This is a genomic window from Pseudoduganella sp. jia 12 (assembly GCF_055502675.1).
The window spans coordinates 109,182-123,435 of sequence record NZ_JBUXKP010000014.1; the positions used below are offsets into that span (position 1 = coordinate 109,182).

General features: G+C 67.3%; 12 protein-coding genes. 7 read left to right on the forward strand and 5 right to left on the reverse strand.

What is annotated here, in order from left to right; genetic code table 11:
* Window positions 1-84: 84 nt before the first annotated feature.
* Window positions 85-558 carry a GNAT family N-acetyltransferase gene (locus tag ACY65G_RS26530; protein ID WP_465000279.1) on the reverse strand — a complete coding sequence of 158 codons (474 nt, stop codon included), beginning with the start codon at window positions 556-558 and terminating at the stop codon, window positions 85-87.
* A 182-nt stretch (window positions 559-740) separates the two neighbouring features.
* Here ACY65G_RS26530 and ACY65G_RS26535 point away from each other — a divergent pair, with 182 nt between their 5' ends.
* The gene (locus ACY65G_RS26535) at window positions 741-1,586 is read left to right on the forward strand and encodes a CAP domain-containing protein (protein WP_465000280.1); all 846 of its coding nucleotides are present in this window, start codon (window positions 741-743) and stop codon (window positions 1,584-1,586) included.
* An 11-nt stretch (window positions 1,587-1,597) separates the two neighbouring features.
* Here ACY65G_RS26535 and ACY65G_RS26540 read toward each other — a convergent pair whose 3' ends face one another.
* The gene (locus ACY65G_RS26540) at window positions 1,598-2,026 is read right to left on the reverse strand and encodes a hypothetical protein (RefSeq protein WP_465000281.1); all 429 of its coding nucleotides are present in this window, start codon (window positions 2,024-2,026) and stop codon (window positions 1,598-1,600) included.
* Window positions 2,027-2,188: 162 nt separating this feature from the next.
* Here ACY65G_RS26540 and ACY65G_RS26545 point away from each other — a divergent pair, with 162 nt between their 5' ends.
* The 3 genes from ACY65G_RS26545 (at window position 2,189) to ACY65G_RS26555 (ending at window position 7,085) form a co-directional block, all read left to right on the forward strand.
* The gene (locus tag ACY65G_RS26545) at window positions 2,189-2,902 is read left to right on the forward strand and encodes a S24 family peptidase (RefSeq protein ID WP_465000282.1); all 714 of its coding nucleotides are present in this window, start codon (window positions 2,189-2,191) and stop codon (window positions 2,900-2,902) included.
* The gene (locus tag ACY65G_RS26550) at window positions 2,902-3,309 is read left to right on the forward strand and encodes a hypothetical protein (protein WP_465000283.1); all 408 of its coding nucleotides are present in this window, start codon (window positions 2,902-2,904) and stop codon (window positions 3,307-3,309) included. The genes ACY65G_RS26545 and ACY65G_RS26550 overlap by 1 nt, the downstream gene beginning before the upstream one ends.
* 410 nt (window positions 3,310-3,719) lie before the next feature.
* The gene (locus ACY65G_RS26555) at window positions 3,720-7,085 is read left to right on the forward strand and encodes a DUF4450 domain-containing protein (protein ID WP_465000284.1); all 3,366 of its coding nucleotides are present in this window, start codon (window positions 3,720-3,722) and stop codon (window positions 7,083-7,085) included.
* Window positions 7,086-7,215: 130 nt separating this feature from the next.
* Here ACY65G_RS26555 and ACY65G_RS26560 read toward each other — a convergent pair whose 3' ends face one another.
* Window positions 7,216-7,869 carry a hypothetical protein gene (locus ACY65G_RS26560; protein WP_465000285.1) on the reverse strand — a complete coding sequence of 218 codons (654 nt, stop codon included), beginning with the start codon at window positions 7,867-7,869 and terminating at the stop codon, window positions 7,216-7,218.
* 239 nt (window positions 7,870-8,108) lie between these two features.
* Here ACY65G_RS26560 and aac(6') point away from each other — a divergent pair, with 239 nt between their 5' ends.
* The 3 genes from aac(6') (at window position 8,109) to ACY65G_RS26575 (ending at window position 12,056) form a co-directional block, all read left to right on the forward strand.
* Entirely contained in the window at window positions 8,109-8,552 is a 444-nt protein-coding gene (gene aac(6'), locus ACY65G_RS26565; RefSeq protein ID WP_465000286.1) for an aminoglycoside 6'-N-acetyltransferase, read from the forward strand.
* Between the two features lie 100 nt (window positions 8,553-8,652).
* The gene (locus tag ACY65G_RS26570; protein ID WP_465000287.1) at window positions 8,653-9,402 is read left to right on the forward strand and encodes a 4Fe-4S dicluster domain-containing protein; all 750 of its coding nucleotides are present in this window, start codon (window positions 8,653-8,655) and stop codon (window positions 9,400-9,402) included.
* Window positions 9,399-12,056: a molybdopterin-containing oxidoreductase family protein gene (locus tag ACY65G_RS26575; RefSeq protein WP_465000288.1), complete on the forward strand. Its 2,658-nt coding sequence runs from the start codon at window positions 9,399-9,401 to the stop codon at window positions 12,054-12,056. Before ACY65G_RS26570 ends, ACY65G_RS26575 begins: the two co-directional genes overlap by 4 nt.
* Window positions 12,057-12,395: 339 nt before the next feature.
* On the opposite strand, the gene ACY65G_RS26580 is transcribed toward ACY65G_RS26575, so the two are convergent.
* Window positions 12,396-12,842 (reverse strand): hypothetical protein, encoded by a 447-nt coding sequence (locus ACY65G_RS26580; RefSeq protein WP_465000289.1) that lies wholly within the window; start codon window positions 12,840-12,842, stop codon window positions 12,396-12,398.
* Window positions 12,843-13,249: 407 nt separating this feature from the next.
* On the reverse strand, window positions 13,250-14,149 hold the full coding sequence (locus ACY65G_RS26585; protein ID WP_465000290.1) for a LysR family transcriptional regulator: 900 nt from the start codon (window positions 14,147-14,149) through the stop codon (window positions 13,250-13,252).
* Window positions 14,150-14,254 lie beyond the last annotated feature (105 nt).

Consider the following 14,254-nt stretch of genomic DNA (forward strand, 5'->3'; position numbering starts at 1 on the left):
ACAACTCCGTGAAAAAATAAGCGTCAGCCCCAAGGAAAATGGCCTGCGCATGCAGGCCATTTTTTTTGGGCGACGCCGCATCGGCTACCTTGCGGCCAATCCGTCGCCATCCACGGCCAGCCGGTAGCGCAGCTTGGTGCGCTCGCCCTTGCCATACGTGGCATACCATGGCGGGATCGGCACTTCTTCCACGAACGTGCAGCCGATACGTTCCAGCGCGCGCCGGCAAGCGGCGTTGCCCGGCGTGGTGGTGATCCACACGGTGCGCAGGCCCAGGCGCGCGGCTTCCGGCAGCAACGCCAGCACGGCCTGGCCGGCAAATCCTCGCCCGCGAAACGCCGCGTCGACGGCGAAGCCGATGTGCCCGAGCAGGTGCGTGTACACGTGCGAGTGGCCATCGCGCAAACTGATCGTGCCGACAGCCACGCCATCGGCCATGATGTGCCAGCGCCAGGCACGTACGCCCCAGGGCGAACGGGCGGCGGCATAGGCGGCGTGCAGGACGAGCGTGACCTCGGTGGCGCGCGCTTCGGAGGTTGCTTCGGCAGAGTAGGACAAGATCGGACAGAAACAGGGACAGGAACAGGAACAGAATCAGGGACAGGAACGTCACAGGCCGCCAGCTTACCACCGGCGCCGGTATTGTACTCTTGCCGCTCGCCCTCATTTGCGGCAAGATCGCTCTTTGCGCTGCAACTCCGATGATGTCACATACATCTTTCAACATTATCAACAAACGCATGGTGTTGTCGCTGGCCGCGCTGGCCCCGGCATTCGCCTGCGCCATCCCCGCGCAAACGCAGCACGCGCCGCCGCTGGCCACCTCGCCACTCGCAACGCTGATCAATGCCTATCGCGCCGCGCCCGGCAGCTGCGCCGGCATGCCGGCCGCCCCGATGCCGCCGCTTGCCGTGGAAGCCGCACTGTCGCAGATCCGCATCGTTTCCGGCACTTTCCTCGAACCGGCGCTGGAACAGGCCGGCTACCCGGTCGAACATGCCGAAGCGCTGTTCATTTCCGGTGCCGCCGATACGGCCGAGGCGATGCGAACGCTGCGCGAAAAATACTGCACGCGCCTGCTGGGCACGGAGGTTTCCGCCGTCGGCACGATCCGCGTGGCCGATGGCTGGCACGTGGTGCTGGCGCGCCCCGAAAAGCGCGAACTGCCGGCCCCGGATGGCATCGGCGAAGAAACGCTGGCGGCCGTGAATGCCGCGCGCGCCACGCCGCGCCAATGCGGCGACGAACGGTTCGGCCCCGCACCGCCGCTGCGCCTGAACCACGCCCTCGATGCGGCCGCCCGGTCGCACAGCGAATACATGGCGCAGGTGCGCTGGTTCCAGCACCAGCAAAAGAACGGCAGCGTGGTGGGCGACCGGGCGCTGCGTGCCGGCTACCGGTGGCGCACGATCGGCGAGAACATCGCATCCGGCCAGCGCACCGCGCAGGAAGCCGTGCAGGGCTGGCTGGACAGCCCGGGCCACTGCGCCAACATCATGAACGCGGCGTTCGTGGAAATGGGTGTCGCCTATGCCGTCAATCCGGTGCGCGGCACGCTGTACTGGACCCAGGTGCTGGCGCGCTGACGTCGCCGCCGTCACAGCGAGTTCCGTACATCCTTCACGGCCTGCGCCGCCGCGCGGGCGATCTCGGCGATGTCCTGGTCGCGCCGCCGGTCGAGCCAGCGCACCACGCCCCCCAGCAGCCACCACGCGGGCAGCGCCGCGACCACGAGCATGGGCACGCCCACGATGGCCACGCCCAGCGACGCGTCGATGCCGCACAGCGCCATCACCGACCCGGCGGAAATGAACAGCGTGGGCCACCACGAATGCAGCGCCGCCAGCAGGAACGGCCCGGCGATGGCAGCCATGGCGATCGCGCAGGCGAAGCGCACCCACCCTTCGCGACGCGTGCGGGGCCACATGAACAGGAACGTCAACGCACACGCGAGGGCGCCGGCCAGCAACGGCGCCGCAAAGATAGTGAGAAGCGCGCTGCCGGCCGCGCCGAGTTCGATGGTCATGGTGCCTTGTCTCCTGGTGTGGTTCGCCGCTTGATGTTGTTTTTGCTTGCTCGAGTGAACGCAAATAACATCAGGCCGCTTGCAACCGACTTTATCAATTGCTATAGTCGGAGTCAAGCGTTTGCTAATCTATCGAAACAACCCATCGTGTGAGCTGATTTCATGAACATCTATCAACACCGAAGAGAACGGCTTACTTCCCTGATCCGCGACCAATATGGCGGCATCCGCAAGGTGCTGGCCGATGCCTGCGGCTGGAGCGAGGCCCGCCTGTCGCAGATCCTTTCCGCCACCTATCGCGAAGGCCGGGCCTTCAGCGAAAAGATCGCCCGCAAGCTGGAAAGCGACCTGGCGCTGCCGGCCATGTTCTTCGACCTCGGCGCCATCGCGCCGGCCGAGGAGGCGTCGCTGGCGCCCGTATTCCTGCGCGTGCGCCCGATCGACGTGCACAGCCCCGGCATCGTGCAGATCCGGCGCGTGCGGCTGCGGCTGTCCGCCGGCATCGTCGGCTTCGCCGTGGAGCCCGATGAAGAAGCGGGCGGCTCCTTCAGCGTGGAAACCGAATGGCTGGCGCGCAACCGCTTCACGCCGGAAGACCTGATCGCCCTCGAAGTGACGGGCGAAAGCATGGAACCGCGCCTGCACCGCGGCGACCTCGTCGTGGTGAACACGGCCGACAAGTCGCCGGCCGATGGCCAGGTATTCGCCGTCAACTACGAGGGCGAAGCGGTGGTGAAGCGCCTGCTGCGCGATGCGGGGCACTGGTGGCTCACGTCCGACAACCCCGACCAGCGGCGCTTTCCCCGCAAGCTGTGCGACGGCATCACGTGCCTGCTGATCGGCCGCGTGGTGATGAAGAAAAGCGAGAACATCTGATGGCGGAACGCCGCCTTGCCTGCGCGTTCGTCGATGGCGTGGACAACGCCGGCGCCCAGTCGCTGCACTTCATCGGCGGCGCGCACGACCGCATCCTGCTGGAAGCGCCCGGTGCCGTCGGCGAGCTGTGCATCTGGGTGGCGGTGGAAGCCCGCACGGCGGCGCCGCTGCGCAAGCTGGCACTGTCGCTGCGGGCGCATGGCCAGGAAATCGACTGGATCACCTACGAGGACGCGGCCGTGGCGCCTCCCGCCGGCCGGCTGGACGCCACCTACATCGTCGACCACATCTTCACGATCCCCGCCTGGCTCACGTTCCGCGACTGCACGTTCGAAGTCCGCGCCGCCGGCGACAACGCCCCGATCGGCACCGCCACGCTGACCCTGGAATTGCCGCCGCCGTTTTAAACCGCCCCGCCCGGCGCACATCAGGGACAGTCGCTAATGCCGTTCAGATAAGCGAAACCCCAGCGGCAGATGCCAGGGTCTGGGAGGAGCGCTGGCCTGCAGGCCAGCACCGCTTTGCCGGCAAGGAGCGGCGCTCCTTGTGATCAAGGGACTGACCCCGGTTTTCGCCGGCATTTCGACGGCATTGCCGGAAAACCGGGGTCAGTCCCTCGAAAAGCTGACAACCGGGGCACCCGCAAACACTTGCCGGGGACAGACCCCTGCAGCTCGGGCGTTCTTTCAACATCGAATTTCGTTAACTGAACGGCATTGGGGACAGCCCCCGTTTTTCAGGAAATCTTTCCGATCAATCCTATGACTATTGCAGGCAGGCTTTCCAACGGCCGGCGATTTTCCGCTACCGTTCGCCGATGAGCATACGAATCGCAGTCTCCCTGGCTGGCCTGCTCGCGGGCCTGCAGTGGGCACACGGCGCGGCACACGCGGCGCAGCCCTACAAGCCCGAGGCCCCGTCCCTCGCGCCGAATTTGCAGGGGCAGCTCGAGCGCCCGCTGCGCTACCGGCCCGAGGGCGAGGACTTCGTGATCGACGATGGCCGCGAGTTCTTCAACCGCCCCCTGTATGGCGGCAATACGGCGTTCCGCGTGGATGGCGGCGACCGGCCGGAGTTCGCGCTGTACCTGCCCGGCCGTGGCGGCAACCTGCGCCTCGGCATTCGCACCGAGGGCGGCACCTTGTGGCTGCACGAGGCACGCCGCGTGCAGGCGCGCTACCGCCCCGGCGAACTGCATTACGCGATCGCCGACCCCATGCTGGGCGCAAGCGGGCGGCTGAAAGTGGCGGCGGTGGCCTATGCGGCGACCGAGGGCCTGGCCGTGGAGGTGCGCGGCGAGGGCCTGCCGGCCGATGCGGAACTGGTCTTCGCCTTCGGCCCCGGCAACGGCCAGCGCGGACGCCGCGATGGCGACATCGGCACCGAGCGCGTGCCGATCGGCGAATACTTCCAGTTCACGCCGGCCTTTGCGCGCGGCGCGAAGATCGACGTGGCCGGCGATGGTTTCACGGTCGCCATGCCGAAGGCCACGATCACCGCCACCGCCAGCGTGCCGGCGCAAGTGCGCAAGGCCGATGCCAGCGGATGGAACGCCCTGCCCGCCCTGCTGTCATCGAGCGCGGCAAGCGACGAAAACGTGGCCGTCGGCCGCGTGCCGCTGGGCACGCAGCCCGTGCACCTGGCGCTGCAGGTGACCGCGCGCGAACAGCCCCGCGAGCAGCCGCGGGAACTTTCGACATACCGCGAAGCAGGCGCCAACGCGGCAACGAAACAGCCGCAGGCACCGCTGCCCCGCTTCATGCCAGGCGAACTGCCGCGCCGCTTCGCCGACGCCACGCGCCACTTCGCGCAGCTGCGCAACCAAGTGCGCATCGACACGCCCGACGCTTACCTGAACGCGGCGATGGGCGCGCTGAACGTGGCCGCCGACGCCGTGTGGGACGACACCCAGCAAGCCATCATGCATGGCGCCGTGGCATGGCGCAGCAAGCTGCTGGGCTGGCGCGGCCCGTATGCGCTCGATGCGCTGGGCTGGCACGAGCGCTTCCGCCGCAATGCCGACGGCTGGACCGCGCAGCAGAACACGGCGCCCATCCACGCCACGGTGCCGCAGCCCGAGCGGGCCACCAACCTGGCCCGCAACCGCGCCGGCATGCACACGAACGGCAACCTCACGCAGTCGCATTACGACATGAACATCGGCTTTGTCGATGCGGTCATGCGCCATCTGCTGTGGACCGGCGACGTGGCGTACGCGCGCGCCGTGTGGCCCGTGCTGGAGCGTCACCTGGCGTGGGAACGCCGCCTGTTCCGCCGCGAGTTCGGCCCGTCGAAACTGCCGCTGTACGACGCCTACGCCGCCATCTGGGCCAGCGACGACCTGTTCTACAACGGCGGCGGCGCCACCCACACCACTGCCTACAATGCCTGGCACAACGCGATGGCCGCGCGCATCGCGAAAATGATCGGCAAGGACCCGGCACCATACGAAGCGGAAGCGGCAGCGATCCAACGAGCGATGCGCGAACAGCTGTGGATGCCGGAGCGCGGCGCATTCGCCGAATACCGCGACGCGCTCGGCCAGCAGCTGCTGCATCCCAGCTACGCGGTCTGGTCCTTCTACCACACGCTCGATTCGCGTGTGCCCACGCGTTTCGAGGCGGCACGCATGGCGGCCGACCTGGATCGCCACCTGCGCCCCATTCCCGTGCGCGGCCCCGGCGTGCCGGCCGACCGGCCCTATGCGGTACTGCCCACGTCGGACTGGATGCCTTACACGTGGTCGATCAACAACGTGGTCATGTCCGAGAACCTGCACACGGCGCTCGCCTACTGGCAGGCCGACCGCGCCGAGACGGCGTTCGCGCTCACCAAAGGCGCGCTGCTGGCCAGCCTGTACATGGGCATCAGCCCGGGCAATATCGGCAGCATGAACTACCTGGACGTGTACCGCCGCGAATCGCAGCGCGACTTCGCCGACGGTTCCGGCGTGATGTCGCGCGCGCTCGTCGAAGGCCTGTTCGGGTTGCAGCCCGACGCGCTGGCCGGCGTGCTCACCGTGCGCCCCGGCCTGCCGCAAGCCTGGGACCACGCACGCATCGACCATCCGGATGTGGGCATCGCCTACCGCCGCGACGGCAACCGCGACACGTGGCAAGTCAGCCAGCAGGGCAAGCGCTTCGAGCGGCTGTCGTTGCAGGTGCCCGCACGCGCCGGCAAGGTGGCCAGCGTGACGGTGGACGGCAAGCCGGCCCGATGGCAGGCCGAGGCCGACGCGGTCGACGCGCCCCGATTGGTGGTGGATGTGCCGCTGGGCGCCGCGGCGAAGATCGACATCGCCTGGAGCGGCGGCGCCATCGACGCCGCCCGCGCCACGCCGGCCGGCGCCGCGCCACGCGACGGCTTTGCCCAGGTGCGCCAGGGCGACTTCACCTGGTGGCGCGCTGCTTCACCACCGCCACGGGAAGCCGCGTGCAAGCTCGAAGGCCCGGGCTGGACCACCGGCACGCCCGTGCGCCCGCGGCACGTCGACCTGGCCGGCGCCTTCAACGACCGCGTGACGGAACTGTTCAAGCCCTTCAAGTACCTGTCGCCCCGTTCGCCGCACGTGACGCTGGCCCTGCCCGCGCAGGGCGCCGGCGCGTGGGCAGGCCACGTCAACGACTTGCCGAAACTGGACGACACCGGCCTGCGCGCGCTCGGCGGCACGCTGCGGCTGCCGAACGGCCTGACGTTCGCCACGCCAGCCAGCGGCGCCAACGTGGCCTTCGCTTCGCAGTGGGACAACTATCCGCGCGCCACCACCGTACCGCTGTCCGGCCAGGCATCGCACGCCTTCCTGCTGATGGCGGGCTCCACGAACCACATGCAAAGCCGCATCGACAACGGCGAGATCGTGGTGGCCTACACGGACGGCACCACTGTCCGCACGCCGCTGCGCAACCCGGACAACTGGTGGCCGATCGAGCGCGACTACTTCCTCGACGACTACCAGTTCCGGCTGTGCGGCACGCTGCCCGTGCGCGTGGACCTGAAGTCGGCCCGGGTGCAGGTGCCCGACCCCGCCACCTTCAAGGGCAGCGCCCGCGAATCGATCGACGGCGGCGCCGCCACCGTGCTGCAGGTGCCGCTGGACGGTAGCAAGACGCTGCAGAGCATGACCGTGCGCGCGTTGGCCAATGACGTGGTCATCGGGCTGATGGGGTTGACGCTGGACCGGTAATGCAACGCCGGCGGTCCGCTGTCTGACATTATTTTCCGGACGAAGCTCCCGGCAGGCAGAAGATTGCTGCGATCAGCAGGGACAAGCGTGAATGCCTGGGCATCGGTGGGTCTCTTCGGTCGTTGAGTGTTTATTGTTCGCCGATGGCGCGCGTGAGCGCCGCCATCATGTCGGCATCGTGCCCGGTGGCGGGCAGTTCGATCGACGTGTGCTTGCCCGTGCGCGGATTGAACAGCGCAACGACGAGGCGGGCCGGCTGCCCTTCCGCCGCCACGGTGCGGAAGCGCCACAGCTTGCGGCCGATGCGCGCCGTGAGTTCCCGTGCATCGCCGGCGTTCGATACGGCCAGCACGCCGCGCGGCATCGCGCGCCCGGCATTGCTTGAAGCCAGGTGCATCAGGATGAAGTGCAGCACATCGCCCAGCGCATACATGCGCAGCACCGGCTCGATGCGCTCCACGGTGCTCGCCGAGGTGATGAACCAGTGCGGGCAGGGGCAATCGTTCAGCAGGTTCTGCAGCGGCGCATGGCACTGGTAGCAGCATCCCTCCTCGCGGGCGGCAAGGAAGCGCTCGCGGCGCCGGGCGTCGTGCCCGAACGGCGCCAGTGCGGCCAGGCCGCGGGCCAGCGGCCCGGGCCGCGGCGGCGCGAAGGCCGGTTCCGCCACGGGAAGCGGCCGGGGCAGTGTCATGCCCGGCCGAAGACGGGCCACCGGGCGGGCAACCGGGTAGTCCACCGGGTAGTCCAAATCCTGTACTACTCTTTCGACAATTCCAATATCCATTTGCGTGCTCCGTCGGTCCTCACACTCGTTAGACGAACGGCGCGCGAATTTCCTCCGCCTGCCCGCGAAATTGTTGAATCCGGCGAACCGGCCGGCAGTTCGCACGATCGCGTCAGTAAAACAACGCGGAGGCGGGATTCCCAGCATTCCCGACGATCGGGATATCGCACCACGACAGTGCATGGTGTAAGCTGACCTCGGGTCAACGCTGAGATATCCGCGCGAAAGGTCGGCACAGCATGAAGATCGTTCCCTGTAGTTCCACCGCGCAGGAAGGGTGGCTGGCGCTTCGGCAGGCCCTGTGGCCGGTCGGTCCGCCGGCCGAGCACCTCCTTGAAATGCAGGCCCTGCTCGACGAGCCGGGCCGCTATGTGCAGTACATGGCCTACGAAGCGAACGGCACGCCGGCCGGCTTCGTGGAAGCGGCGCTGCGCACCGATTACGTGAACGGTACGGAAACATCGCCGGTCGCCTTCCTGGAAGGCCTCTACGTGGCGCCCCAGTCCCGCCGCAAGGGGGTGGCCACCCTGCTGGTGGCCACCATCGTCGCGTGGGCGCAGGCGGTGGGCTGCGAGGAACTGGCCGCCGATGCACTGCTGGACAACGAAGCCAGCCAAGCGATGCACCGCGCGCTGGGCTTCGAGGAAAGCGAACGGGTGGTGTTTTTCCGGAAGCTGATCTGACGATCCGGTCCGCCACGCTGTCCACCGCGCTGTCCGCCATACCACCCGCGGGTGTATCCTCCCGTCCTGTTTTCAGCAACCATGGACGAAAGCCATCCGCATGAGTAGCCCAACCTCCGCTTCCCCCGCTCCCATTTCCCCTGCCTCCCCCACCTCGGCCGCCACGGAGGTCCGCTGGGGCCTGGCGATCGACACCGAACGCTGCATCGGCTGCCACGCGTGCTCCGTGGCCTGCAAGGTCGAGAATTCCGTGCACCTCGGCGCGTTCCGCACCAAGGTGTACTACCACGACTACCGGGGCAAGGATGCCGTCGGCAAGAGCACGATGCGGCGCGCCTTCCTGCCCACGCTGTGCATGCAGTGCGAGGACGCGCCGTGCCTCACGGCCTGCCCCACCGAGTCGATCCGGCGCGACGCCGACGGCGTGGTGCGCATCGACACGGCGACCTGCGACCGCTCGCGCGACTGCATCAGCGCCTGCCCGTATGGCGCGATCCACATCGACCCGGTGGCCCAGGTGGCCGACAAATGCGACCTGTGCAGCCACCGCCTGGAGGCGGGCATGCAGCCGGCCTGCGTGGAAGCCTGCCCTACCGAGGTCCTCGTGTTCGGCAACGAGAACGATCCGGCCAGCGCCATCAGCCGCTTCCGCGCGCGCCACCAGGCCGAGCTCACGGTACTGAAGGCCGAGGAAAAGACGCGCCCCGCCGTGCACTACCGCGGCATCGGCAGCGTGGTGCCGCGCGCCATGGAACGCAAGCTCCCCAAGGGACGCAACCACGATCCGTTTACCTACGAGGTCGACACCTGGGCCGAGCTGCGCGCCGATTACGGCACGGGGAGCAAATGATGGAACGCCGCCAGTTCATCAAGTCGGGCCTGGGAGCCCTCGCCACCCTCGCCGTCGGCGAAACCATCCTGCTCAGCGCCACCGAGGCCTCCGCGGCGGTCACCGAGCCGCTGAACTACGCGCCGGCCGCCGACGGCACGCTGCAGAAGGTGCGCCCCGATTACAGCAAGGCGAAGTCCGTCAAGAGCGTGTGCCTGAACTGCTCCACCGTGTGCGGCATCGAAGGCTTCGTGCAGGACGGCCGCGTGGTCAAGATCCGCGGCAATCCGCTCGACCCGAACCTGGGCAGCTTCATGACGTGCGCGAAAGGCCAGAGCGGCCCCACGATCAACAGCTATCCGGAACGCCTGCTGTATCCGCTCAAGCGCGTGGGCAAGCGCGGCGAAGGGCTGTGGAAGCGCATCACGTGGGACGAGGCCTATGCCGAGATGGCGACGCGCATCCAGCGCTGCATCGACGACGGCCATCCGGAACGCGTGGCGATCCACCAGGGCCGCTCGCGCTATGCAGCGGAAACGTCGCACTTCCTCAACGCGATCGGCTCGCCCGTGCTGCTGAACCACCGTGCGCTGTGCTCCTCGAACAAGCGCGCCGCCAATTACGTGAGCCTGGGCGAAACCGACTGGGAATCGATCGACGCGGAACGCTGCCGCTACTTCCTCAACTTCGGCGCCAACTTCTTCGAGGCACACCAGGGCGGCCTGCACCTGGTCAAGCGGGTGACGAAGGCGCGCTTCGACCATGGCGCCAAGCTGGTCACGTTCGACGTGCGCCTGTCCAACACGGCGGGCCGCAGCGACGAATGGTTCCAGCCCTTCCCCGGTACCGAGGGCGCGATCGCGCTGGCGATGGCGCACGTGATCCTGCGCGACAACCTGCACGACCGCGATTTCATGGCCGACTTCGTGCAGCCGGGTGAAAAGCAGCTGCGCACCTGGCTGGCCGGCTACACGCCGGCCTGGGCACAGAAGCTTTCGGGCGTACCCGCCAGGGACATCGAGCGGCTCGCCACCGAATTCGCCGCCGCGAAGCCGGCGGTGGCGGCCTTCACGAACCGCGGTACGGGCGCCCACTACAACGGCTTCAATGCCGAGCGGGCGGTCGTCATGCTGAACGCGCTCGTCGGCGCCATCGGCGTGCCGGGTGGCTATTGCTACGGCCTGGACGAGAAGCTGTCGCCGGCCCGCTATCCGACGCCGCAGCCGGCGCTGCCGAAGGTCACGATCCGCACCGACCTGGAAGACCCGCCCGAATGGCCGCTGGCGAACCGCTGGCAGAAGATGACGGTGGGCCAGGTGGTCTACGACTACCTGAAGCAGGGCCGCGCGCGCCTGGACGTGTACATCAGCTACACGATCGTTTCGCCGATGACGTGGCCCGAAGGCCGCGCCACCGCCACCGAGGTGCTGTGCGACGAAAAGCTGATTCCTTTCCATGCCTGCTCGGACATCATCTATTCCGAGATGGCGCACTACGCCGACCTGATCCTGCCGGACGCCACGTACCTGGAACGGTGGGGCATGGACATCCGCAACAACCTGGAGTTGCAGCACTATGTGATGCTGCGCCAGCCGATGGTGCCGCCGCCGGGCGAGACGGTGTCGTTTCCGGACGTGCTGTTCAACATCGGCAAGCGCCTCGGCCCCGCGCAGGCAAAGTACTTCGCCTTCGGCACGCACGAGGACTACGTGCGCGAACAGTGCTCGAAGCTGCCCCGCACGGGCCCGGACGGCAAGCAGTTCGCCAGCGGCTTCGACTACATGAAGCACTACGGCGTGCACGTGGACACGAGCCAGCCGAAGGCTTACCACGTCTACCGCCGCCAGCTCGACGCCGCACAGCTGGCGGGCACCCGCGTGGACGAAGCGACGGGCTGCGTCATGAAGGCCGACAAAGCGGGCGGCAAGGAACGCGCCATCGGCCTGGTGGTGCGCGGCCAGCCGCTGCGCGGTTTCGCCACGCCATCGCGCCGCTTCGAGATCCACGCGCCGGAAGTGGCGCAGGTGGCCGCCACCGCCGGCATGAAGGATGACGGCATGCCCGCCTTCCACTCCGTGCCGGGCCTGGAAAAACTGCCGCGCGACCGCTTCGTGCTCACGTCGTTCAAGTGGAACGTGCACACGCAGGGGCGCACCGCGTCGCAGAAATACCTGGCCGAGATCGTGCACGACAACCCCATGTGGATCCACCCGTCGGTCGCCGCGCGCATCGGCGTGAAATCGGGCGACATGGTGGAGCTGACGACCTACCGGCCCCGCTCGGGCAATGTCGGCGACCAGGCATTCAAGGCGCCAGCCGCGGGCAAGGAGGAAGTCGTGGGGCGCGCCCGCATCCGCGTGTTCGTGACCGAAGGCATCCACCCGAAGGTGCTGGCCGTGTCGAATTCGCTGGGCTGGAAGTTCGGCGGGCGTTCCACGCAGGGCCTTAACGGTGCGCGCGATGCGGTGCTGGAAGGATCGGGGCAAGGCGGCATTCGCCCTGCCCTCTCGACCGCACCGGCCACCGACGATTTGCGCAACGGCGTGTGGTGGGACGAGCGGCGCGGCGGACGTGGCAATGGCGTGAACATCAATGCCATCCTGCCCGTGAATCCGGCGCCGCTGGTGGGCATGCAGGCGTGGTTCGATACAGTCTGCAGCGTGAGGAAGGTGTAAGGGGCGGGGGGCGCCGCCGGTGTGGCCCCCCCCCTCCCGCGGATATTGTAAATAAGATATCATTCTCCGCAGCGTTATGGCGGCGCGTTCCGCTGCCCTTCCATACCCGTTACGCCGGCCGTCACCGCACGTGGCGCACGTGCCCCCTCCTGATCGCGCTGCTGGACAACGAAACCAGCCAGGCGATGCACCGCGCGCCGGGCTTCGAGGAAACCGGGCGGGTGGTGTTCTTGCGCAAGCTGATCTGGCCGGGGCCGCCGGCAGGCGATCCGATAGGTTTTTGCAGCGTAGGGAAGGTGTATTGGCTGGCAATGCCGCAGAAAGTCACCTGCCCGGCCGTCAATCGCCGGAGAATTTTTCCTTGAACAGTTCCAGTTTGCTCATCGCCACGCGCCACAGCGCGGGAAGAGCGATCGACAGCCCCAAGAGCAGCAGGGCGATGGCGATCAGTTTGACCGACAGGACGCCAATGCCAAGCCATGCGGCCAGCCCGGCTGCCTCGGCAATCGCGGCACCGCCAACACCGCTTACTACTCCGCCAAAGATGAACTTGACCGCGTCGGGAGGCAATTCGGCCTCTGCACGTTCGACAAATGACACAGTCGCCTCGCGTGATGAATTGATGAGGTTTGCGATACTCGCAGTCAGCTTGAGATCCGCTACACGATCCACGATCGCACTGGCAGCGCTCCAGCTGTTGGCGGCAATAGCATCGGCCAACCCGACGATATGGGAATGCGCAGCGCTGGTGAAGTGATCGATATGAATGCTTAATGACGTTGCCATGGTGAGCCTCCTGGACTGGATGGTCAAAAAACTCTGCAATTACGCCGGCTATCAAGCTTACCGAAAACACAAGGCACAACGCTATATCGAATGAAGAAGGGTTGGCAAGATGCGATACAAAAGCGCGGAGATGTTTGCACCTTTTAGCAACGGATCGTGGATCGGCGCGGTGGCCGGCCGGTATTGACGGTCAAGCCCGCATGCGGGCAGCGGCTAGCTCTCCGCCGCTGCCCGGGCTTGGCACGTGAACACCGTAAAGCCCTCCTCCACATTCCGCGCAATGCCCGGTAAATGGCCCGCCGCGAACGTACAGCGGATGGGGCCATTCCAGGAAGCGGAACACCGCGGCGAAACGGCGCGAGGATCAGTTCATCGTTGCGCCCGGTAGAATGCCGCTCATTGGCTGCTCATTGCAGGTTTTGGTGCCCCCGCAGATGCTCCGCCAGCATGTCGATGAACTTGCGCACCTTCGATGAACCGAACTTGTTCTCGCGGTGGACGAGGTGCACGGGCCACGGCGCCTCCTCGTGATCGTCCAGCAGGATTTGCAGCCTGCCCGCCTTGACTTCGTCGGCCACCTGGTAGGACAGCAGCCGGCAGATGCCCAGGCCGGAAACCGCCGCCTCGATGGCCGCGTCGTTGCTCGATACCGTGAGACGGGGCCGCAGGCGCACCAGCGTGGGGTCGTCGACGGCGCCGAATTTCCACTCCACGCGCGGCGAGATGCCCGTGGCGGCGATGATCGTGTGACGCTGCAGGTCCGCCGGATGCCGCGGCATGTCATGGCGCGCCAGGTAGTCCGGCGTGGCGCACAGCACGCGTCGCACCTGGCCCACGCGCAGTGCCTTCAGGCTGGAATCGGGCAGGTGGCCGATGCGCACCGCCACGTCGATGCCTTCGTCCACGAGGTTCACCACGCGGTCCAGGAACAGGGCCGACACGTCCACCTCCGGATACGCGTCCAGGTAGCGCAGGATGCACGGCATCACGAACGCCTTGCCGAACAGGACGGGCGCCGTCACCGTCAGGTTGCCTTTCGGCGCGGCGTTCACGCCGGCCGCCGCCTGGTTCGCCTCCTCGATGCTGGCCAGGATGGCGCGCGTGTCGTCCAGGTAGCGCTGGCCCGCTTCCGTAAGGCGCACATTGCGCGTGGTGCGCAGCAGCAGCCGCACGCCCAGCTGTTCCTCCAGGCTGGCGATGGCGCGCGTGACGGCGGCCGGCGACAGGTCGAGGCGCCGCGCCGCCGCGGCAAAGCCCTCTTCCTCGCCGACGGCCACGAACACGTTCATCAGGTGAATCTGGTCCACGCATTTCTCCCCGCGAAATGATGTCTTGCGCCGGATGGCGATTCCACCGGAATCGATTATTTCGCAGAATGACGTCATCGGCAATCCAACCGCCGCATTCCTGCA

What these genes read in the sequence shown, in the direction of transcription:
- ACY65G_RS26555 (WP_465000284.1), top strand. Translation starts at nt 3,720, where the DNA reads ATGAGCATACGAATCGCAGTCTCCCTGGCTGGCCTGCTCGCGGGCCTG.
- ACY65G_RS26580 (WP_465000289.1), bottom strand. Translation starts at nt 12,842, where the DNA reads ATGGCAACGTCATTAAGCATTCATATCGATCACTTCACCAGCGCTGCG.
- ACY65G_RS26535 (WP_465000280.1), top strand. Translation starts at nt 741, where the DNA reads ATGGTGTTGTCGCTGGCCGCGCTGGCCCCGGCATTCGCCTGCGCCATC.
- ACY65G_RS26540 (WP_465000281.1), bottom strand. Translation starts at nt 2,026, where the DNA reads ATGACCATCGAACTCGGCGCGGCCGGCAGCGCGCTTCTCACTATCTTT.
- ACY65G_RS26545 (WP_465000282.1), top strand. Translation starts at nt 2,189, where the DNA reads ATGAACATCTATCAACACCGAAGAGAACGGCTTACTTCCCTGATCCGC.
- ACY65G_RS26560 (WP_465000285.1), bottom strand. Translation starts at nt 7,869, where the DNA reads ATGGATATTGGAATTGTCGAAAGAGTAGTACAGGATTTGGACTACCCG.
- ACY65G_RS26550 (WP_465000283.1), top strand. Translation starts at nt 2,902, where the DNA reads ATGGCGGAACGCCGCCTTGCCTGCGCGTTCGTCGATGGCGTGGACAAC.
- ACY65G_RS26575 (WP_465000288.1), top strand. Translation starts at nt 9,399, where the DNA reads ATGATGGAACGCCGCCAGTTCATCAAGTCGGGCCTGGGAGCCCTCGCC.
- ACY65G_RS26570 (WP_465000287.1), top strand. Translation starts at nt 8,653, where the DNA reads ATGAGTAGCCCAACCTCCGCTTCCCCCGCTCCCATTTCCCCTGCCTCC.